Annotated in this window: 16 protein-coding genes and 1 pseudogene; 5 read left to right on the top strand and 12 right to left on the bottom strand. The window is 59.0% G+C overall.

Translation table 11 applies throughout. The features are described 5' to 3' along the window. Nucleotides 1-88 precede the first annotated feature (88 nt). The 5 genes from EQV97_RS18505 to EQV97_RS18485 all read right to left on the bottom strand — a co-directional run bounded on the left by EQV97_RS18505 (nucleotide 89) and on the right by EQV97_RS18485 (nucleotide 6,489). Complete coding sequence (locus EQV97_RS18505; protein ID WP_045058062.1) at nucleotides 89-1,003, bottom strand: glutamate/aspartate ABC transporter substrate-binding protein; 915 nt, start codon at nucleotides 1,001-1,003, stop codon at nucleotides 89-91. A 368-nt stretch (nucleotides 1,004-1,371) separates the two neighbouring features. Next, the gene (gene glpD, locus EQV97_RS18500; protein WP_240889442.1) at nucleotides 1,372-2,910 is read right to left on the bottom strand and encodes a glycerol-3-phosphate dehydrogenase; all 1,539 of its coding nucleotides are present in this window, start codon (nucleotides 2,908-2,910) and stop codon (nucleotides 1,372-1,374) included. Between the two features lie 292 nt (nucleotides 2,911-3,202). Beyond that, nucleotides 3,203-3,958, bottom strand: a complete 756-nt coding sequence (locus EQV97_RS18495) for a DeoR/GlpR family transcriptional regulator (RefSeq protein ID WP_045058012.1) — start codon at nucleotides 3,956-3,958, stop codon at nucleotides 3,203-3,205. 96 nt (nucleotides 3,959-4,054) lie between these two features. Then, nucleotides 4,055-5,560, bottom strand: a complete 1,506-nt coding sequence (gene glpK, locus EQV97_RS18490) for a glycerol kinase GlpK (RefSeq protein WP_045058011.1) — start codon at nucleotides 5,558-5,560, stop codon at nucleotides 4,055-4,057. Between the two features lie 77 nt (nucleotides 5,561-5,637). Further along, a complete protein-coding gene (locus EQV97_RS18485) occupies nucleotides 5,638-6,489 on the bottom strand; it encodes an MIP/aquaporin family protein (protein ID WP_122840064.1) in 852 nt (283 codons plus the stop codon). Nucleotides 6,490-6,785: 296 nt separating this feature from the next. Here EQV97_RS18485 and ybaK point away from each other — a divergent pair, with 296 nt between their 5' ends. Further along, complete coding sequence (gene ybaK, locus EQV97_RS18480) at nucleotides 6,786-7,256, top strand: Cys-tRNA(Pro) deacylase (protein WP_122840065.1); 471 nt, start codon at nucleotides 6,786-6,788, stop codon at nucleotides 7,254-7,256. A gap of 17 nt (nucleotides 7,257-7,273) precedes the next feature. Here the strand turns inward: ybaK and EQV97_RS18475 are convergent. The 3 genes and pseudogenes from EQV97_RS18475 to argF form a co-directional block, all read right to left on the bottom strand. Next, nucleotides 7,274-7,351, bottom strand: a pseudogene (locus tag EQV97_RS18475) (outer membrane lipoprotein carrier protein LolA); the annotation flags it as partial. 52 nt (nucleotides 7,352-7,403) lie between these two features. Further along, the gene (locus tag EQV97_RS18470; protein ID WP_122840066.1) at nucleotides 7,404-8,513 is read right to left on the bottom strand and encodes an ABC transporter ATP-binding protein; all 1,110 of its coding nucleotides are present in this window, start codon (nucleotides 8,511-8,513) and stop codon (nucleotides 7,404-7,406) included. Beyond that, nucleotides 8,510-9,430 (bottom strand): ornithine carbamoyltransferase, encoded by a 921-nt coding sequence (gene argF / locus EQV97_RS18465; protein ID WP_122840067.1) that lies wholly within the window; start codon nucleotides 9,428-9,430, stop codon nucleotides 8,510-8,512. Before argF ends, EQV97_RS18470 begins: the two co-directional genes overlap by 4 nt. Nucleotides 9,431-9,826: 396 nt before the next feature. On the opposite strand from argF, the gene EQV97_RS18460 reads away from it, so the two are divergent. The 3 genes from EQV97_RS18460 (at nucleotide 9,827) to grxD (ending at nucleotide 12,799) form a co-directional block, all read left to right on the top strand. After that, a complete protein-coding gene (locus EQV97_RS18460) occupies nucleotides 9,827-10,117 on the top strand; it encodes a hypothetical protein (RefSeq protein WP_122840068.1) in 291 nt (96 codons plus the stop codon). Nucleotides 10,118-10,251: 134 nt separating this feature from the next. Then, nucleotides 10,252-12,360, top strand: coding sequence for a molybdopterin oxidoreductase family protein (locus tag EQV97_RS18455; protein ID WP_240889440.1), 2,109 nt, complete (start codon nucleotides 10,252-10,254; stop codon nucleotides 12,358-12,360). Between the two features lie 97 nt (nucleotides 12,361-12,457). Further along, nucleotides 12,458-12,799: a Grx4 family monothiol glutaredoxin gene (gene grxD / locus EQV97_RS18450; protein ID WP_122840070.1), complete on the top strand. Its 342-nt coding sequence runs from the start codon at nucleotides 12,458-12,460 to the stop codon at nucleotides 12,797-12,799. 207 nt (nucleotides 12,800-13,006) lie between these two features. On the opposite strand, the gene bfr is transcribed toward grxD, so the two are convergent. Together bfr and EQV97_RS18440 are read right to left on the bottom strand one after the other, a co-directional pair. Beyond that, nucleotides 13,007-13,480 (bottom strand): bacterioferritin, encoded by a 474-nt coding sequence (gene bfr / locus EQV97_RS18445; protein ID WP_045058003.1) that lies wholly within the window; start codon nucleotides 13,478-13,480, stop codon nucleotides 13,007-13,009. 199 nt (nucleotides 13,481-13,679) lie between these two features. Further along, nucleotides 13,680-13,898, bottom strand: a complete 219-nt coding sequence (locus EQV97_RS18440) for a bacterioferritin-associated ferredoxin (RefSeq protein ID WP_008057530.1) — start codon at nucleotides 13,896-13,898, stop codon at nucleotides 13,680-13,682. A gap of 302 nt (nucleotides 13,899-14,200) precedes the next feature. Here EQV97_RS18440 and EQV97_RS18435 point away from each other — a divergent pair, with 302 nt between their 5' ends. Next, nucleotides 14,201-14,803, top strand: coding sequence for a peroxiredoxin (locus EQV97_RS18435; protein ID WP_017340570.1), 603 nt, complete (start codon nucleotides 14,201-14,203; stop codon nucleotides 14,801-14,803). Between the two features lie 69 nt (nucleotides 14,804-14,872). Here EQV97_RS18435 and rnt read toward each other — a convergent pair whose 3' ends face one another. Continuing rightward, entirely contained in the window at nucleotides 14,873-15,547 is a 675-nt protein-coding gene (gene rnt / locus EQV97_RS18430) for a ribonuclease T (protein ID WP_045058002.1), read from the bottom strand. Further along, nucleotides 15,544-16,590: a dihydroorotase gene (pyrC, locus tag EQV97_RS18425; RefSeq protein ID WP_045058001.1), complete on the bottom strand. Its 1,047-nt coding sequence runs from the start codon at nucleotides 16,588-16,590 to the stop codon at nucleotides 15,544-15,546. The genes rnt and pyrC overlap by 4 nt, the downstream gene beginning before the upstream one ends. Nucleotides 16,591-16,655: the final 65 nt, after the last annotated feature.

Genomic DNA, 16,655 nt, shown 5'->3' with positions numbered 1-16,655 from the left:
GGTTCGAGTGTTTCCAGAAAATGCCAGCAGGGAGTGACAACCTCCTGAAGGGATGTTGGTCCCGTCAGGAGGTAAGGTTAGTCAGAAATCAGGATTTCTTGTCGTCAGCCGCTTTATCGGTTGGATTGGCGATCAGGGCCTTGAGCTCGTCGCTCATCGGGAAGTTCAGGTTCAGGCCTTTTGGCGGGATTGGCGCCATGAACCATTTTTCGTAGATCTTGTTGATCTCGCCCGACTTGTAGGTGGCCACGATGGCAGCGTCTACAGCCTTCTTGAACGGCTCGTCGCCCTTGCGGACCATGCAGCCGTAGATTTCGTAGGACTGTGGATCACCGGTCACTGCCCAATCAGTCGCCTTCTTGGCCTTGGCGGCTTCACCGGCCAGCAGTGCGTCGTCCATCATGAACGCAACGGCGCGGCCCGATTCCAGCATCTGGAAGGACTCGCCGTGGTCTTTGGCGGAGATGACGTTCATGCCCATCTGCTTGTCGGCGTTCATCGACTTGAGCAGGCGCTCGGACGTGGTGCCCGCAGTGGTCACGACGTTCTTGCCCTTGAGGTCGTCGAAGTTCTTGTACGTGGAGTCTTTCTTGGAGAGAAGACGAGTACCGATTTCGAAGATGCCGACGGAGAAGTCAACTTGCTGCTGGCGTTCAACGTTGTTGGTGGTTGAACCGCACTCAAGATCCACGGTGCCGTTCTGCACCAGCGGGATACGGGTTTGCGAGGTGACCAGGTTGTATTTGACCTTCAGGTCCGGGAGGTCCAGGTCTTTTTTCAGCGCTTCGACGACTTTCAGCTGAATGTCGTGGGAATAGCCGACCGGTTTGCCGGAAGCGTCCGCGATGTAGGAAAACGGAATGGAAGCGTCACGATGCCCAAGGGTGATGGTGCCGGACTCTTTGATCTTCTTCAGTGTGCCGGTGAGTTCGGCGGCGAAAACTGGAGTGCTAATCAGAGCGGCAGCAATGGCTGCGCCCAGGAGGTGGGGAACGATACGCATCAAATTTTCCTCGACATTGTTTTTTTTATGGAGCCAGTTCATCGGCCCTTTTTGTGCTTCGAATGCCTGGGGCGCCTGATGGATCGGCACAACAGGTATTCGTCCAAGAGTGTAGAGCATGACTCGTGCCAGACCAGGGTCTGTAGATCAAGCTGTTGATTTATAAGGGGATTAATTATTTGTTGCGGGTTTTAGAGCGTGCAATGATCCGGTTAACCGAATAGACCGACAGGTCGCGTTCGGAAAACCGAATGCGATGCAGGGATTAGCTGTGGAGCGGGCTTGCGCAAGTGACCTGGAGTGCAGCGCAGAATGCAAAAGCCCCTGGATCTCACAATCCAGGGGCTTTGCGTACCGCCAGCTATCGATCAGGCCGCTTCAATCTTGCTGCGGTTCTGCTCGACCTTGCTCAGGTAATCCGCCAGCTTCTGTTGCTCTGCCGGGGTGGTGAACAGCCCCAGTTTGCTGCGGCGCCACAGGATGTCGTGGGCGGTGGTAGCCCATTCTTCGCTGCACAGGTAGTCCACTTCGCGGGTATAGAGACCGCCGCCGATGTGTTCGCCCAAGTCGTTCAGGTCGCGCACGCCTTCGAGCATGCGCCAGGTGCGGCTGCCGTAGGTGGTGGCCCAGCGGCGGGCGATTTCGGTGGGCACCCAGTCGAACTTGTCACGGATCAAGGCGCTTAGCGCCTGCGGGGTGCTCATGTCCTCGCCGCCGGGCAGGGTCGCGTGGGCGGTCCAGCTTGGCTTGATGTGGGTGAAATACGGGGTCAATTGCGCCAGGGCCGACTCGGCCAGCTTGCGATAGGTCGTCAGCTTGCCGCCGAACACCGAGAGCAATGGCGCTTCTTCGCCGCTACCAGACAGCGCCAGGGTGTAATCCCGGGTCACGGCCGACGGGTTATCGGATTCGTCATTGCACAGAGGGCGCACACCCGAATAGCTGTGCAGAATGTCCTCGCGGCTGACCTGCTTCTTGAAGTGCGCATTCACCACCTTGAGCAGGTAATCGGTCTCGCCTTCGGTAATCGCAACTGCCGCCGGGTCGCCGGTGTACTCGCGGTCGGTGGTGCCGATCAAAGTGAAGTTATTCAGGTAGGGAATGGTGAACACGATGCGCTGGTCTTCGTTTTGCAGAATGTGCGCGTGTTCGCCTTCGTACAGCTTCGGCACGATCAGGTGACTGCCCTGGATCAAGCGGATGCCGTAGGGCGATTCCATCTTCAAGTCGTCACGAATGAATTTCGCCACCCATGGCCCGGCAGCATTCACCAGGGCCTTGGCGCGGATCGAAAACAGGCTGCCGTCGGCGCGTTCCAGGTGCAGATGCCACAGGCCCTTGGAGCGACGGGCGCTGACGCAGCGGGTCTGGGTGTGAACGTGGGCGCCTTTCTCGCGGGCGGCCATGGCGTTGAGTACCACCAGGCGTGCGTCGTCTACCCAGCAATCGGAATATTCAAAGCCTTTGGTGATTTCGCTTTTCAGCGGGCTGTCCGGACCGAACTTGAGGCTTTTTGAACCTGCCAGCTTTTCCCGTTTGCCGAGGTTGTCATAAAGGAACAGGCCGGCACGGATCATCCACGCCGGACGCAGGTGCGGGCGGTGGGGCAGCACAAAACGCATCTGCTTGACGATGTGAGGCGCCTTGGCCAGCAGCACTTCGCGTTCGGCGAGGGCTTCACGCACCAGGCGGAATTCGTAATGTTCGAGATAGCGCAGGCCACCGTGGATCAGCTTGCTGCTGGCCGAGGAGGTGTGGCTGGCCAGGTCGTCCTTTTCGCAAAGGAACACAGACAGGCCGCGACCGGCCGCATCCGCTGCGATCCCCACGCCATTGATCCCGCCACCGATGACGGCAACATCGTAGACCTCGGAGAGTGGGGGCGTAGGCAAGGTAGAAGTGGGCATCGGCTAGCCTCTGGTTTTTGGTTATCTATATTTGAATTCGAACATTAATGTTCATTTGTGAAAATGGTAGCCCATAAAGACGCGCACAGCCAGTCAACTTCGATTGAAAATACTGATCGAAGAGCGGCGAAAGGAAAATTTACGAACATTTAAGCGCGAGATTCAGTCGCAAGAGAGATGTTGCATGGGCGATCGTCATCGCGGGCGAGCCCGCTCCCACTGGATTTGTACATGACCTGTGGGAGCGGGCTTGCCCGCGATGGCGTCGGCACAGCCGATCAAGATGAAGGGGTTAAACGACTTCGAGTCGAATCTTGTGCTGGCTCAGCAACTGCGCCAACGCCGGCACGGGTGGCTGATCAGTCACCAGGCAATCGATCAGGCTGATCGGCCCCAGGCGAATCATGGCATTACGCCCGAACTTGCTGGAGTCCGCCGCGAGTATCACCTGCCGGGCATTGGCAATGATCGCCTGGGAGACCCGCACTTCCTGATAGTCAAAATCCAGCAGGCTGCCATCCTCATCAATGCCACTGATCCCGACCAAGGCAAAGTCGACCTTGAACTGGTTGATGAAGTCGACACTGGCCTGGCCCACCACGCCGCCGTCTCGGCGCACATTGCCGCCGGTCAGCAGCACGTCGAAGTCATCCTTGGCGCTGAGCATCGAGGCCACGTGCAGGTTGTTGGTGATGATCTTCAGGTGGCTGTGGTTGAGCAGGGCGCGGGCAATCGACTCGGTAGTGGTACCGATGTTGATGAACAGCGAGGCGTGGTCGGGGATTTGTGCGGCAATTGCTTCGCCAATCCGCTGTTTTTCATCGCGCATCTGGTCGGCGCGCATGGCGTAGGCAGTGTTTTCGACGCTGGAATCATAGGCTGCGCCACCGTGGTAGCGGCGCAATAAATTAGCTTCCGCGAGCTGATTGATGTCGCGGCGGATAGTCTGCGGTGTGACGACGAACAGCGTAGCCATTTCCTCGATACTCACGTAGCCGCGTTCGCGGACCAGTTCGAGGATTTGCTGCTGACGGGGAGGCAGATTCATGGGGCTTCCTTTGGGCTGCCGGGCAAAATTTGCCCATGATGCCGCAGGAATCTGCTCCCGACCAGTTACATGCCGATACGGAGTGCCTTGGCTGGCTTATTCATCGCCTTCGTGGGGTTCCCAGTCGCGGGTGCGGCTCACGGCTTTTTTCCATCCGGCGTAGAGTTTTTCCTTGGCGGTTTCGTCCAGGGTCGGCTCGAATTCACGCTCGATCACCGCCTTGCCGCGCAGCTCATCGAGGCTGCCCCAGAAGCCGCAGGCAAGGCCCGCCAGGTACGCAGCGCCGAGTGCCGTGGTTTCGCGCATTTGCGGACGCTCGACCTGGGTGCCGAGGATGTCGGCCTGGAACTGCATCAGGAAATTGTTCGCTACCGCGCCGCCGTCCACGCGCAGGGCCTTGAGGCGTTCGCCGGAGTCCTGTTGCATGGCGTCCAGGACATCGCGGGTCTGGTAGGCAATCGACTCCAGTGCGGCACGGATGATGTGATCCACGCGCACGCCGCGGGTCAGGCCGAACAGTGCGCCACGAGCATACGGGTCCCAGTACGGCGCGCCGAGGCCGGTGAAGGCCGGCACCAGGTACACGCCATTGCTGTCTTTGACCTTGTTGGCGAAGTACTCGGTGTCGTGGGCGTCATTGATGATTTTCAGTTCGTCACGCAGCCATTGAACGGTCGAGCCGCCGTTGAACACGGCACCTTCCAGCGCGTAAGCGACTTCACCGCGCGGGCCACAGGCGATGGTGGTGAGCATGCCGTGTTGGGATTTCACTGCCTTGTCGCCGGTGTTCATCAGCAGGAAGCAGCCGGTGCCGTAAGTGTTTTTAGCCTGGCCAGGCTCGACGCACATCTGGCCGAACAGCGCGGCCTGCTGGTCGCCTGCGATGCCCCCGATAGCGATGCCGCTCTTGGTGTGGCCGTAGATTTCCGAGGAGGACTTAACTTGCGGCAGCATCTCGCGCGGAATATCCAGCACCTCCAGCATTTTCGCATCCCACTCCAGGGTGTGGATGTTGAACAGCATGGTGCGCGAGGCATTGGTGTAGTCGGTGACGTGCACTTTGCCGCCGGTAAATTTCCAGATCAGCCAGCTGTCGACGGTACCGAACAGCAATTCGCCGTTGCGCGCACGCTCGCGGCTGCCTTCGACATTGTCGAGGATCCACTTGAGCTTGGTTCCGGAGAAGTAGGGGTCGGTGACCAGGCCGGTGGTATCGCTGATGTATTGCTCGTGGCCGTCGCGCTTGAGCTGCTGGCAGATCTCGGTGCTGCGCCGGCATTGCCAGACGATCGCGTTGTAGATCGGCCGGCCGGTGGTCTTGTCCCAGACCACGGTGGTTTCGCGCTGGTTGGTAATACCAATGGCGGCAACCTGGTCGTGGTGCAGGCCGGCTTGCGCCAGGGCTTCGACCATCACGGCGCTCTGGGTGGCGAAGATTTCCATCGGGTCATGCTCGACCCAACCGGCTTGCGGATAATGCTGCACGAATTCGCGCTGGGCGGTGCACACCACATTTGCATCACGGTCGAAAATGATCGCGCGCGAGCTGGTCGTGCCCTGATCAAGGGCAATGATGTAGTTCTTATTCTGAATGTCGGTCATGTCGATTGCCTTGGGACGAATAAAAGGGAGTGGAGTCAGGCGCGGGACCAGATTGGCAGGATCACGCGCCTACGGTATCAAGAAGTGCGCGGTTTGCCGTCAATGGCCGGTACTGCATCCGTGGTCTCGGGCGCGGCGCTGGGCAGATGACGGGCAATCAGCCCGCGATAGGCGGCAGCGCCGAGGCACGCACCGACAATCGGTGCAAAAATCGGAATGAGGAAGTAGGGGATATCACGCCCTCCGGTCAGGGAAATTTCACCCCAGCCGGTGAAAAAAGTCATCAGTTTCGGACCGAAGTCCCGGGCCGGGTTCATCGCAAAACCGGTCAGCGGACCCATGGAACTGCCGATCACCGCAATCAGCAAGCCGATGAGCAGGGGCGCCAATGGGCCTTTGGGCAAGCCATTGTTGTCGTCGGTGAGGGACATGATGACGCCCATCAGGATGGCGGTGATGATGACTTCAACCAGAAACGCCTGGGCCGTGGACAGGGCCGGATGCGGGAAGGTCGAGAACACCGAGGCCAGTTCCAGGCTTGCCTGGGTGCCGCGAACCATTTGGTGGGTTTGTTCGTAATCGAAGAACAGGTTGCTGTAGAGCGTGTAAACCAACAAGGCGCCACAGAAGGCACCGGCGACCTGGGCGAGGATGTAAAAGGGCAGTTTGCGCTTTTCAAAGTCGGTAAAGATGCACAGCGCGATGCTGACGGCGGGGTTGAGGTGGGCCCCGGAAACGCCGGCGGTCATGTAGATCGCCATGCTCACGCCGACACCCCAGATGATGCTGATTTCCCACAAGCCAAAGCTGGCACCCGCGACCTTGAGCGCAGCCACACAACCGGTGCCGAAAAAGATAAGCAGGGCAGTGCCCAGGAACTCGGCCATGCACTGGCTCGATAGCGGCGGTTGTTGTAAAGCAGTTGTCATTGAAAACCTCGTTGTTGTTTTTGTCTGGGTGCAGCGAAGGACGATTTGTAATGTATTCGTATTCGAAAAAATATAGACAAGAAACACTGCTGTCAAAGGTCGAAAGTGAACCATCAGTCATATTTCAACTATTAGTCATGTGAATGATCCTATTGTTCACCAGGCAGGAGGAATGCGGACGAGTGGTAAACCGCTGCTGCGCACCGATGAAACAGTGGCGCTATAGAGCCTTTTAGGGGGCAATGACCTAGAATCCGTCAGTGGATTTTTCCACCGCCGCCCAGTCTGGAGCTGACATGACCCCCGCATTGGATTTGTTGAAAAAAGTTCGAGCCGAACATCGTGTGCACAGTTACGAACATGATCCCAAGGCCGCTTCTTATGGCTTGGAGGCCGCGGAGAAGCTCGGCCTTGATCCGGCACAGGTGTTCAAGACATTGCTGGCGGCCAGTGAAAAAGGCGAACTGTTGGTGGCGGTGGTGCCGGTCGTCGGAAGTCTCGACCTGAAGGGCTTGGCGCACGCTGCGGGGGTGAAGAAGGTCGAGATGGCAGATCCCGCGGCAGCGCAGCGCTCGACCGGGTATTTGCTGGGGGGGATCAGTCCGCTGGGGCAGAAGAAGCGCTTGCGCACCTTTATCGATAATTCAGCTCAGGTGTTTGACAGCATCTTTGTCAGTGCGGGGCGCAGGGGGCTGGAAGTGGAACTGGCTCCTGCGGTACTGGCCGAACATACCCTGGCGAAATTCGCGGATATCGGGCGTGCCTGACACCGCAACACCGCTCCTGTAGGAGCGAGCTTGCTCGCGAAAGACTGCAGTGCGCCGCTGGGTGTCAGGATCTTCGCGTAATCGTTAACGTCCATCGCGAGCAGGCTCGCTCCCACAGGGGAACGAGCCGGTTCAACTGCGCTCGGCTCAGCTGGCTGTGCTGTAGCGGCGCACGCCGGTCTCGGTTGCCGGAATCTGCGCCGCCGTGCTGCCGGAGGCTTGGAACAGGACCAAGTGTTCCGCCGCGACACGAATGCCCACTTCAGCACCGACCAGATGATCGGCGTGACTCGGAAAAATCGACTCCAGCTGTGCACCCGTCGGCAATTGCAGCCGATACAAGGTCGAAGCCCCCTGGAACGACTTGCCGACGATCCGCGCTTTCAAGCCGCTGTCCGGTGCATAAACGATATCGTCGGGACGCAATAGCACGTCCACGGCGCCGCCGACCGGCCAGGTATACGCCCGATTACCGCGCAACTCGCCCAGTTCGGTCTGCACCGACTCGGGACTGTCCAGCCTGCCGCGAATGAAATAGCCCTGGCCGATGAAGCTCGCGACATAAGGCGTCAGCGGTTCATGGTAAAGGTTGTAAGGCGTGTCCCACTGCTCCAGGCGGCCCTCCTTGAATACCCCTACATGATCGCTGACTGCGAAGGCTTCTTCCTGGTCGTGGGTCACCAGAATCGCGCTGGTGCCACGGGCCTTGAGGATGTCGCGCACCTCATGGCTGAGCTTGCGTCGCAACTCGCCATCAAGGTTGGAAAACGGTTCGTCGAGCAGCAGCAATTGCGGCTCCGGCGCGAGGGCGCGTGCGAGGGCGACACGCTGCTGCTGGCCACCTGAAAGCTCGTGCGGAAAGCGTTTGCCGAGGCCTTTGAGGTTGACCAGTTCCAGCAACTCTTCGGTCACACGATCTTTTTGCGGGTGCTTGCGAATGCCGAAAGCGATGTTTTCGGCGACGCTCAAATGCGGAAACAGCGCGTAATCCTGGAACACCATGCCGATCCGGCGTTTCTCCGGCGCGAGGGTGAAGCCGGCGCTGGAGATCGTCTCACCCGCCAGGGTGATTTCCCCGTCGTGCACCGGTTCGAAGCCGGCAATGGCGCGCAGGGTGGTGGTCTTGCCGCAGCCCGAAGAGCCCAGCAGGCAACCGATATCACCGGCATTCAAATGCAGGTTGAGGTTCTGCACGACTCGCTGGTCTTGATAGCCGCAGGCGAGGTTGCGCAGGTTTAGCAATAATGGCTGGCTCATGCGTGGTGGTACGCCGGTTCGACGAGAAATTCGAGCAGGGCCTTCTGTGCGTGAAGACGGTTTTCGGCCTGATCCCAGGCGACCGAGCGCTTGTCATCGAGCAGGTCGAGGCTGATTTCCTCGCCACGGTGGGCAGGCAGACAGTGCATGAACAGCACGTCCGGAGCGGCCAGGTCGAGCAGCGCACGGTTGACCTGGAAGGGAGCAAATAGCTTGAGACGCTTGGCGGTTTCTTCTTCCTGGCCCATGGAGGTCCAGACGTCGGTGCTCACCAGGTGCGCACCACGTACGGCGTCTTTCGGGTCGCGAACGATGGTCACCCGATCGCCGGCCTTGGCCACGAATTCCGGGTTGGGCTCGTAACCTTCCGGGCAGGCTATGCGCAACTGGAAGTCGAACTGGATTGCCGCTTCTATATAGCTGTTGCACATATTATTGCCGTCGCCGATCCAGGCCACGGTCTTGCCCTGGATCGAGCCACGGTGTTCGAGGAAGGTTTGCATGTCGGCCAGCAACTGGCACGGGTGCAGGTCATCGGACAGGCCATTGATGACCGGCACGCGGGAGTTGGCGGCGAATTCGGTCAGGGTGCTGTGGGCGAAGGTGCGGATCATTACCGCGTCAAGCATGCTCGACATAACGATCGCGCAGTCACTGATCGGCTCGCCGCGACCCAGTTGGGTGTCGCGCGGCGACAGGAAGATCGCCTGGCCACCCAGCTGGATCATGCCGGCTTCGAACGAGATGCGGGTGCGCGTCGAGGACTTCTCGAAGATCATCCCGAGTACGCGGTTTTTCAGAGGCTCGAACAGTACGCCGCGGTTACGCAGGTCCTTGAGCTCAACGCCTCGACGGATCACGCTGACCAGCTCTTCGGGCGTGCAATCCATCAGGGAGAGAAAGTGCCTTGCGCTCATCATTGACTACCTTTTTGCAACAGACCGCAGATACTCAAAGCCTTGTTTAACTGAAAAACGGGCGAGACCTGCGGCGTAAGCCGCACGGGGCGACGAAATAGGGGGAGGCGCGATATTATAATTAAATGTCGCGTCTTACCAATAGGGCTACGGTTTTTAGGGGATTCGGAGGGGCTACGGGATAACCGCAATAGCGCTTTTGAAGCCTGTTTCCTGACAGCAGCGAACCATTTGTACACTGCGGCCCCGGGGCTTTGCAATCAAACCGGGCAGGCAGGGTCGATTTCTGACCTTTCGTCCAGCCACGGCAGCGCGCCTGTTTCTGGTCTGAAAGTTTTGCTAATACAAAGTGGTGGGTTATAACTAACGCACGAACGACGCAGGAAGCCCTTCGGAATGGAATCGAAAGAAAAGCAACTCATGGAACTGCTCGGCCTTACGGCCCGCTCCCTTACTCATCTCACCGCGTCCATGACTTCGATGTCCTTCGAGCTGCTGCGCAGCAATGACGAAGTCACCAAGGCTGCCGGCCGCCGCATGATCGACCGCATGGCCACCATCAGCAGCGGCCTGGACGAACACTGGCGCCTGATTGGTGAGCTCACCGGCGTGCATGTCGCCCATGAGCAGATCGAGACCGTCCAGGAAATCCAGCAGCAACTCCCCCCCAGGCTACCGCCGAACTGATTCCCGGTGTGCATCGGCTGGCCTGATGGCGGCCGATTCACAAGACGAACGTCGCTGGCGAAGAGGCAGGGCAGGCGCCATAGTTTTGTTCCCGCGGTCGCTATTGCCCGCCCAGAACAAGACAGAGACTGGCCATGACCAAGACTCTCCACCACCGTGCGTGCCACCTGTGCGAGGCCATCTGCGGCCTGACCATCGAAACCACTGAAGTTGAAGGCGCGGGCGTGCAAATCACTTCGATCAAGGGTGATGCCCAGGATACGTTCAGTCGCGGTCACATCTGCCCCAAGGCGGTGGCCCTGCAGGATATCCAGAATGATCCGGATCGCCTGCATTGGCCGATGCTTCGAGTGGGCAGTGAATGGCAGCCGATCGAGTGGGAGGCGGCGTTCAGCCTGGTGGCCGAGCGCCTGGCGCAGATTCAGGAGCGTCACGGACAGAATTCGGTGGCGGTCTACCAGGGTAACCCCAGCGTGCATAACTACGGGCTGATGACCCACAGCAATTACTTCCTCGGTCTGCTGAAAACCCGTAACCGCTTTTCCGCGACCTCGGTCGACCAGTTACCCCATCACCTGACCAGTCACCTGATGTACGGCCACGGTTTGCTGCTGCCGATCCCGGATATCGATCACACCGACTTCATGCTGATCCTGGGCGGTAATCCCCTGGCCTCCAACGGCAGCATCATGACCGTGCCGGACGTGGAAAAACGCTTGAAGGCCATTCAGGCCCGGGGCGGTAAAGTGGTGGTGGTCGATCCGCGGCGCAGTGAAACGGCGGCGATCGCCGACCAGCATCTGTTCGTGCGTCCCGGCGGCGATGCCGCGCTACTGTTTGGTCTGCTCAACACCTTGTTCGCTGAGGGCCTGGCCAAGGGCAGTCACCTGCCGGTGGATGGCCTGGACGAAGTGCGTGCGGCCGTTGCGCCTTTCACGGCCGAGACCATGAGCCCGCTGTGCGCGGTGCCGGCCGAGTCCATCCGCCAGCTGGCCCGTGATTTCGCCCGCGCGCCTACGGCGGTGTGCTACGGACGCATGGGGGTGTCGACCCAGGCCTTCGGCACGCTGTGCCATTGGCTGGTGCAATTGATCAACCTGGTCACCGGCAACCTTGATCGGGTGGGTGGGGCGCTGTGCACCGAGCCCGCAGTGGACCTGGTGGCGTCGACTTCCGGCGGGCATTTCAATTTGTGGCAGAGCCGCGTATCCGGGCGGCCGGAATATGCTGGCGAGCTGCCAGTCTCGGCGCTGGCCGAGGAAATGCTCACCGAGGGCGAAGGGCAGGTGCGGGCGCTGATTACCGTGGCCGGCAACCCGGTATTGTCTACGCCCAACGGTCGCCAGCTGGAGCAGGCGCTGGATGGCCTGGAGTTCATGGTCAGTATCGACCTGTACATCAATGAGACCACGCGTTACGCCGACCTGATTCTGCCGTCGACCTCGGCGCTGGAGAACGATCACTACGACACCACGTTCAACCTGTTCGCGGTGCGTAACGTCAGCCGCTTCAACCGGGCGATCCTCGCCAAGCCTGAAGGCGCGCTGCACGACTGGGAGATTTTCGTGGGGCTGGCCCAGGCCTTTGCCGCCAGGACCGGCAAGGCGCTCAAACCGACGATTGCGCCCGCGCAGATGATCGACCTTGGCCTGCGCATGGGCGCCTATGGCGACGCTTCCGAGTACAAGTTGTCATTGGCGACCTTGTTCGATCACCCCCATGGCGTCGACCTGGGCGCTTTGAAACCCAATCTGGCGCAGCGCCTGAAAACCGCCAACCAGCGACTTCAGGCGGCGCCGCCGGTGATCCTCGCTGACCTGACACGTTTCGCTGCCCTGCAGGCGCCGGCTGCCGATGAGCTGTTGATGATTGGCCGCCGTCATGTGCGCAGCAACAACTCCTGGATGCATAACTATCACCGGCTGGTGAAAGGCAAACCGCGCCATCAGTTGCTGATGCACCCTGAAGACCTGAGCAAGCGCGGGCTGGTCGATGGGCAGCGGGTGCGGGTGAGTTCGCGGGTAGGGGTGATTGAAGTCGAGGTGGTGGCGAGCCTGGACATGATGCAAGGTGTGGTCAGCTTGCCTCACGGTTGGGGCCATGCCCGCCCCGGCGTGCAGATGACCATCGCCAGTGGCCAGCCTGGCTCGAGCGCCAATGACCTGACTGATGAATGCCAGCTCGACGAACTTTCAGGTAACGCGGCGTTGAACGGCGTGCCAGTGACGGTGGCGGCGGCGTGATCGTGTCTGTCGGGGAGACCGAGCATGGCGCTCAGGTTTCCGTTACAATGCGCCACCGTGCCGACCCTTGAGTCGGAAAGTTCAGCCGAGGTGCTCCATGGATATCATCGAAACGATTAAAGAGCAGATTGCTAACAACACCATTCTGCTTTACATGAAAGGTTCGCCGAATGCCCCGCAGTGCGGCTTCTCCGCAAAAGCTGCGCAGGCCGTGATGGCGTGCGGTGAAAAGTTCGCTTACGTGGACATCCTGCAGAACCCGGAAATTCGCGCCAACCTGCCAAAATACGCCAACTGGCCAACTTTCCCGCAACTGTGGGTCGGTGGTGAGCTGGTCGGCGGTAGCGACATCATGACCGAGATGGCTGCTGACGGTTCGTTGCAGACCACGATCAAGGCTGCTGTCGAAGCGGCTGCTGCGACCAAGACCGAAGCCTGAAAACGATTGGCTCCGCTGTAGGAGCTGTGTAGGAGCTGTCGGGTGTAACGAGGCTGCGATCTCGTGATTTCCGGCAACTAAAAAGCCCCGCCCTCGGAAGAGGAGCGGGGCTTTTTATTGCGGTTGATAAGCTGTGTCGAGGTCGAGTTTGAGGTTGCCATCGGCAAGATCGTAGCCTCGTTGCACTCGACAGCTCCTACAGTGCTATTACTCTTCGCCCATCTGCGACTGCAGGTAGTTCTCAAGACCAATCTTGTCGATCAGGCCCAACTGCGTTTCCAGCCAGTCGATATGTTCTTCTTCGGATTCAAGAATGTCTTCAAGCAGTTCGCGGCTACCGAAGTCGGCAACGGTTTCGCAATGCGCGATGGCCACCTTGAGGTCGGCATGCCCGGTGCGTTCGATGCGCAGGTCACACTCGAGCATTTCCCGGGTGTGTTCGCCGATCTGCAGCTTGCCCAGGTCCTGGACGTTCGGCAGGCCTTCCAGGAACAGAATACGCTTGATGAGCTTGTCGGCGTGCTTCATCTCATCGATGGATTCTTTGTACTCATGCTTGCCGAGCTTGTTCAGGCCCCAATCTTCGTACATGCGCGCATGCAGAAAATATTGATTGATCGCGACCAGCTCATTGGCAAGGATCTTGTTGAGATGCTGGATGACTGTGATGTCGCCTTTCATGATGGGGTCCTGCCCTGTATTAACTGTCTATAAGGCAGAGTTTGAGCCGCTCAACTAAGAGTGTCAAACCTAAGTTATTGAAAGTTAAGTGAAAATTAATCGGAATAAGAATGTTTGTGTTCCGCGTCTAGCGTCTAAGCAATTGATTTAAAGGCATAAAAAAACCGGACATGAAGTCCGGTTGTTTGAAATAGGGTATTTAAGCGGCAGTAAATTCTACCGGGAAGGGGATCGCCGCCTGGGCGGTTTGCAGCTTGGTCAGGGTTTCACGCACCACTTCCTTGGCAAGGCAGGCGCATTTACCGCATTGGCTGGCTACGCCGGTAGCCTGACGGACTTCCTTGTAGCTGCAGCAACCTTCATAGATTGCATCGCGGATTTGACCGTCGGTGACGCCAGTGCAGAGGCAGACATACATAAGTGAGAACCGTCGCTGGTTGTGACTCAATTGCGGTGGATCTTAATGTTAACGAGAATGATTGTCAAAGTGGTTTATGGAAGCATCTCGTTATAAGGGCTTGTCTCTGACGAACGGTTCAGACTAACGAAATCATCGGCCACGATATTTTGTGGCGCTCGGGAAATCCGTTGGGGACAGGTTAAAAACCCAGTGTATGATGGCCGGTCCTTATGAAGCGGGTTCGTGTCACAGGGCTGTCGCCTGAAGGTGGCAGGCTGGCACCGACCCGGAACTTCACGTTTCTACACCAGGAGATATCAATGAGCGTACTCGTAGGCAAGCAAGCCCCTGACTTCACCGTACCGGCCGTACTCGGCAATGGCGAAATCGTAGACAGCTTCACCCTGTCCTCGGCCATCAAAGGCAAATACGGCCTGGTGTTCTTCTACCCGCTGGACTTCACTTTCGTTTGCCCGTCCGAACTGATCGCTCTGGACAACCGCATGTCTGACTTCAAGGCACGCAACGTCGAAGTGATCGCAGTGTCGATCGACTCGCACTTCACTCACAACGCATGGCGCAACACCCCGGTGAACAATGGCGGTATCGGCCAGGTTCGCTACACCATGGCTGCCGACATGAAGCACGAAATCGCCAAGGCCTACGACGTTGAGTCCGAAGGCGGCGTGGCTTTCCGTGGCGCGTTCCTGATCGACGACAAAGGCGTTGTCCGTTCGCAGATCATCAATGACCTGCCGCTGGGCCGTAACATGGAAGAGCTGATCCGTCTGGTCGACGCTCTGCAATTCCACGAAGAGCACGGCGAAGTCTGCCCTGCCAACTGGAAGAAAGGCGACAAGGGCATGACGGCTTCGACTGAAGGCGTTGCTGCTTACCTGACCGAGAATGCTGCTGCCCTGTAAGGCGCATTCGAGGCAAAAAAAACCGGCCATTGCGGCCGGTTTTTTTATGGGTGGGATAAACCGACTGCGTCAGTCGTTGAAATCTTCCCAGCCGCCCATCTGCTTCCAGCGATTGACGATGCCGCAGAACAGCTCAGCGGTTTTCTCGGTGTCGTAGCGAGCCGAGTGCGCCTCACGACCGTCAAAATCGATGTCGGCGGCCTGGCAAGCCTTGGCCAGTACGGTCTGACCGTAGGCGAGACCGGCGAGGGTTGCGGTATCGAAGCTGGAGAACGGATGAAACGGGTTACGTTTCATGTCCAGGCGCGCAACGGCTGCGTTGAGGAAGCCCAGGTCGAAGCTGCTGTTGTGGCCGACCAGGATCGCGCGCTTGCAACCGTTGGCTTTGAGTGCCTTGCGGATGCCGCGGAAAATATCAGTCAGTGCAGCTTCTTCGCTCACCGCCATGCGCAGCGGGTGATCGAGCTTGATACCGGTGAACTCCAGTGCCGCCGCTTCAATGTTCGCCCCTTCAAAAGGCTCTACACGGAAGAAGTAGGTATGGTCCGGATACACGAAGCCTTTTTCATCCATGGCAATCGTGGTGGCGGCGATTTCCAGCAGGGCGTCAGTGGCAGAGTTGAAACCACCGGTTTCAACGTCGACAACGACTGGCAGGTACCCACGGAAGCGGGCAGCCATCGGGTGGCGTGAACCACCGCCGCCTTGACCTTCCTGTTCGTCGTCGTAATGGTCTTCACTCACGCGTGTTCCTCCAGCAGGCGCCAGCGCAGTTTTTCACCGGCGCGCAGCGGGATAACGGTCAGCTCGCCAAATGGCAGGCTGGTAGGGGCGGTCCACTCCTCGCGGACCAGGGTGATGCGATCGGTGTTCGCCGGCAGGCCGTAAAAGCGCGGGCCGTTGAGGCTGGCGAAAGCTTCGAGCTTGTCCAGCGCGTTGCGTTGTTCAAATGCCTCGGCGTACATCTCGATTGCCGCGTAAGCGGTGTAGCAACCGGCACAACCGCAGGCGGCTTCTTTAGCGTGCTGGGCGTGCGGCGCCGAATCGGTACCCAGGAAGAACTTGGCACTGCCGCTGGTGGCGGCGTCGAGCAGGGCTTCCTGGTGGGTATTGCGCTTGAGGATCGGCAGGCAGTAGAAGTGCGGCCGAATCCCGCCCACCAGCATGTGATTGCGGTTGTACAGCAAGTGATGCGCGGTGATGGTTGCGCCGACGTTGGCGGAGGCCTCGTTGACGAACTGCACGGCGTCTTTGGTGGTGATGTGTTCGAACACCACCTTGAGGGTCGGGAAACGCTCGACCACTCGACGCATGTGCTCGTCGATGAAGATTTTCTCCCGATCGAAAACGTCGACATCGCCACGGGTGACTTCACCATGGATCAGCAAGGGCATACCGACTTCGGCCATGGCCTCGATTGCCGGGAAGATCTTGTCGATGCTGGTGACGCCAGAGTCCGAGTTGGTGGTGGCACCGGCCGGATACAGCTTGGCGGCGTGCACGAATCCACTGGCCTTGGCCTCGCGAATTTCTTCAGGCTGGGTGCGGTCGGTCAGGTACAGCACCATCAGCGGTTCGAACTGGCTGCCGGATGGGCGCGCGGCGAGGATCCGCTGGCGATAGCCATCGGCTTCAGCCGCATTGCGCACCGGAGGTACCAGGTTGGGCATGATGATGGCGCGGCCAAAGGTGCGCGCGACATCCGCGACGGTATTGGTCAACACGGCACCATCGCGAAGATGAATGTGCCAGTCGTCGGGACGCAGCAGGGTCAGGCGGTCGGACATGAGGGGATTCCAGGCGGGTCAAACTGAGGGGAATGCTACCGGAAAAGACTCTTCCAGGCACTCGC

The organism is Pseudomonas sp. TMW22090, from assembly GCF_022496665.1.
Lineage (GTDB): Bacteria > Pseudomonadota > Gammaproteobacteria > Pseudomonadales > Pseudomonadaceae > Aquipseudomonas > Aquipseudomonas gregormendelii.
Note: the sequence above shows the minus strand (reverse complement) of the source record. Positions and strands in the feature narration are given on the sequence as shown.

Excerpts from the sequence above, each read along its gene's own strand:
- EQV97_RS18505 (WP_045058062.1), bottom strand. The coding sequence starts at position 1,003 with ATGCGTATCGTTCCCCACCTCCTGGGCGCAGCCATTGCTGCCGCTCTG.
- glpD (WP_240889442.1), bottom strand. The coding sequence starts at position 2,910 with ATGCCCACTTCTACCTTGCCTACGCCCCCACTCTCCGAGGTCTACGAT.
- EQV97_RS18495 (WP_045058012.1), bottom strand. The coding sequence starts at position 3,958 with ATGAATCTGCCTCCCCGTCAGCAGCAAATCCTCGAACTGGTCCGCGAA.
- glpK (WP_045058011.1), bottom strand. The coding sequence starts at position 5,560 with ATGACCGACATTCAGAATAAGAACTACATCATTGCCCTTGATCAGGGC.
- EQV97_RS18485 (WP_122840064.1), bottom strand. The coding sequence starts at position 6,489 with ATGACAACTGCTTTACAACAACCGCCGCTATCGAGCCAGTGCATGGCC.
- ybaK (WP_122840065.1), top strand. The coding sequence starts at position 6,786 with ATGACCCCCGCATTGGATTTGTTGAAAAAAGTTCGAGCCGAACATCGT.
- EQV97_RS18470 (WP_122840066.1), bottom strand. The coding sequence starts at position 8,513 with ATGAGCCAGCCATTATTGCTAAACCTGCGCAACCTCGCCTGCGGCTAT.
- argF (WP_122840067.1), bottom strand. The coding sequence starts at position 9,430 with ATGAGCGCAAGGCACTTTCTCTCCCTGATGGATTGCACGCCCGAAGAG.
- EQV97_RS18460 (WP_122840068.1), top strand. The coding sequence starts at position 9,827 with ATGGAATCGAAAGAAAAGCAACTCATGGAACTGCTCGGCCTTACGGCC.
- EQV97_RS18455 (WP_240889440.1), top strand. The coding sequence starts at position 10,252 with ATGACCAAGACTCTCCACCACCGTGCGTGCCACCTGTGCGAGGCCATC.
- grxD (WP_122840070.1), top strand. The coding sequence starts at position 12,458 with ATGGATATCATCGAAACGATTAAAGAGCAGATTGCTAACAACACCATT.
- bfr (WP_045058003.1), bottom strand. The coding sequence starts at position 13,480 with ATGAAAGGCGACATCACAGTCATCCAGCATCTCAACAAGATCCTTGCC.
- EQV97_RS18440 (WP_008057530.1), bottom strand. The coding sequence starts at position 13,898 with ATGTATGTCTGCCTCTGCACTGGCGTCACCGACGGTCAAATCCGCGAT.
- EQV97_RS18435 (WP_017340570.1), top strand. The coding sequence starts at position 14,201 with ATGAGCGTACTCGTAGGCAAGCAAGCCCCTGACTTCACCGTACCGGCC.
- pyrC (WP_045058001.1), bottom strand. The coding sequence starts at position 16,590 with ATGTCCGACCGCCTGACCCTGCTGCGTCCCGACGACTGGCACATTCAT.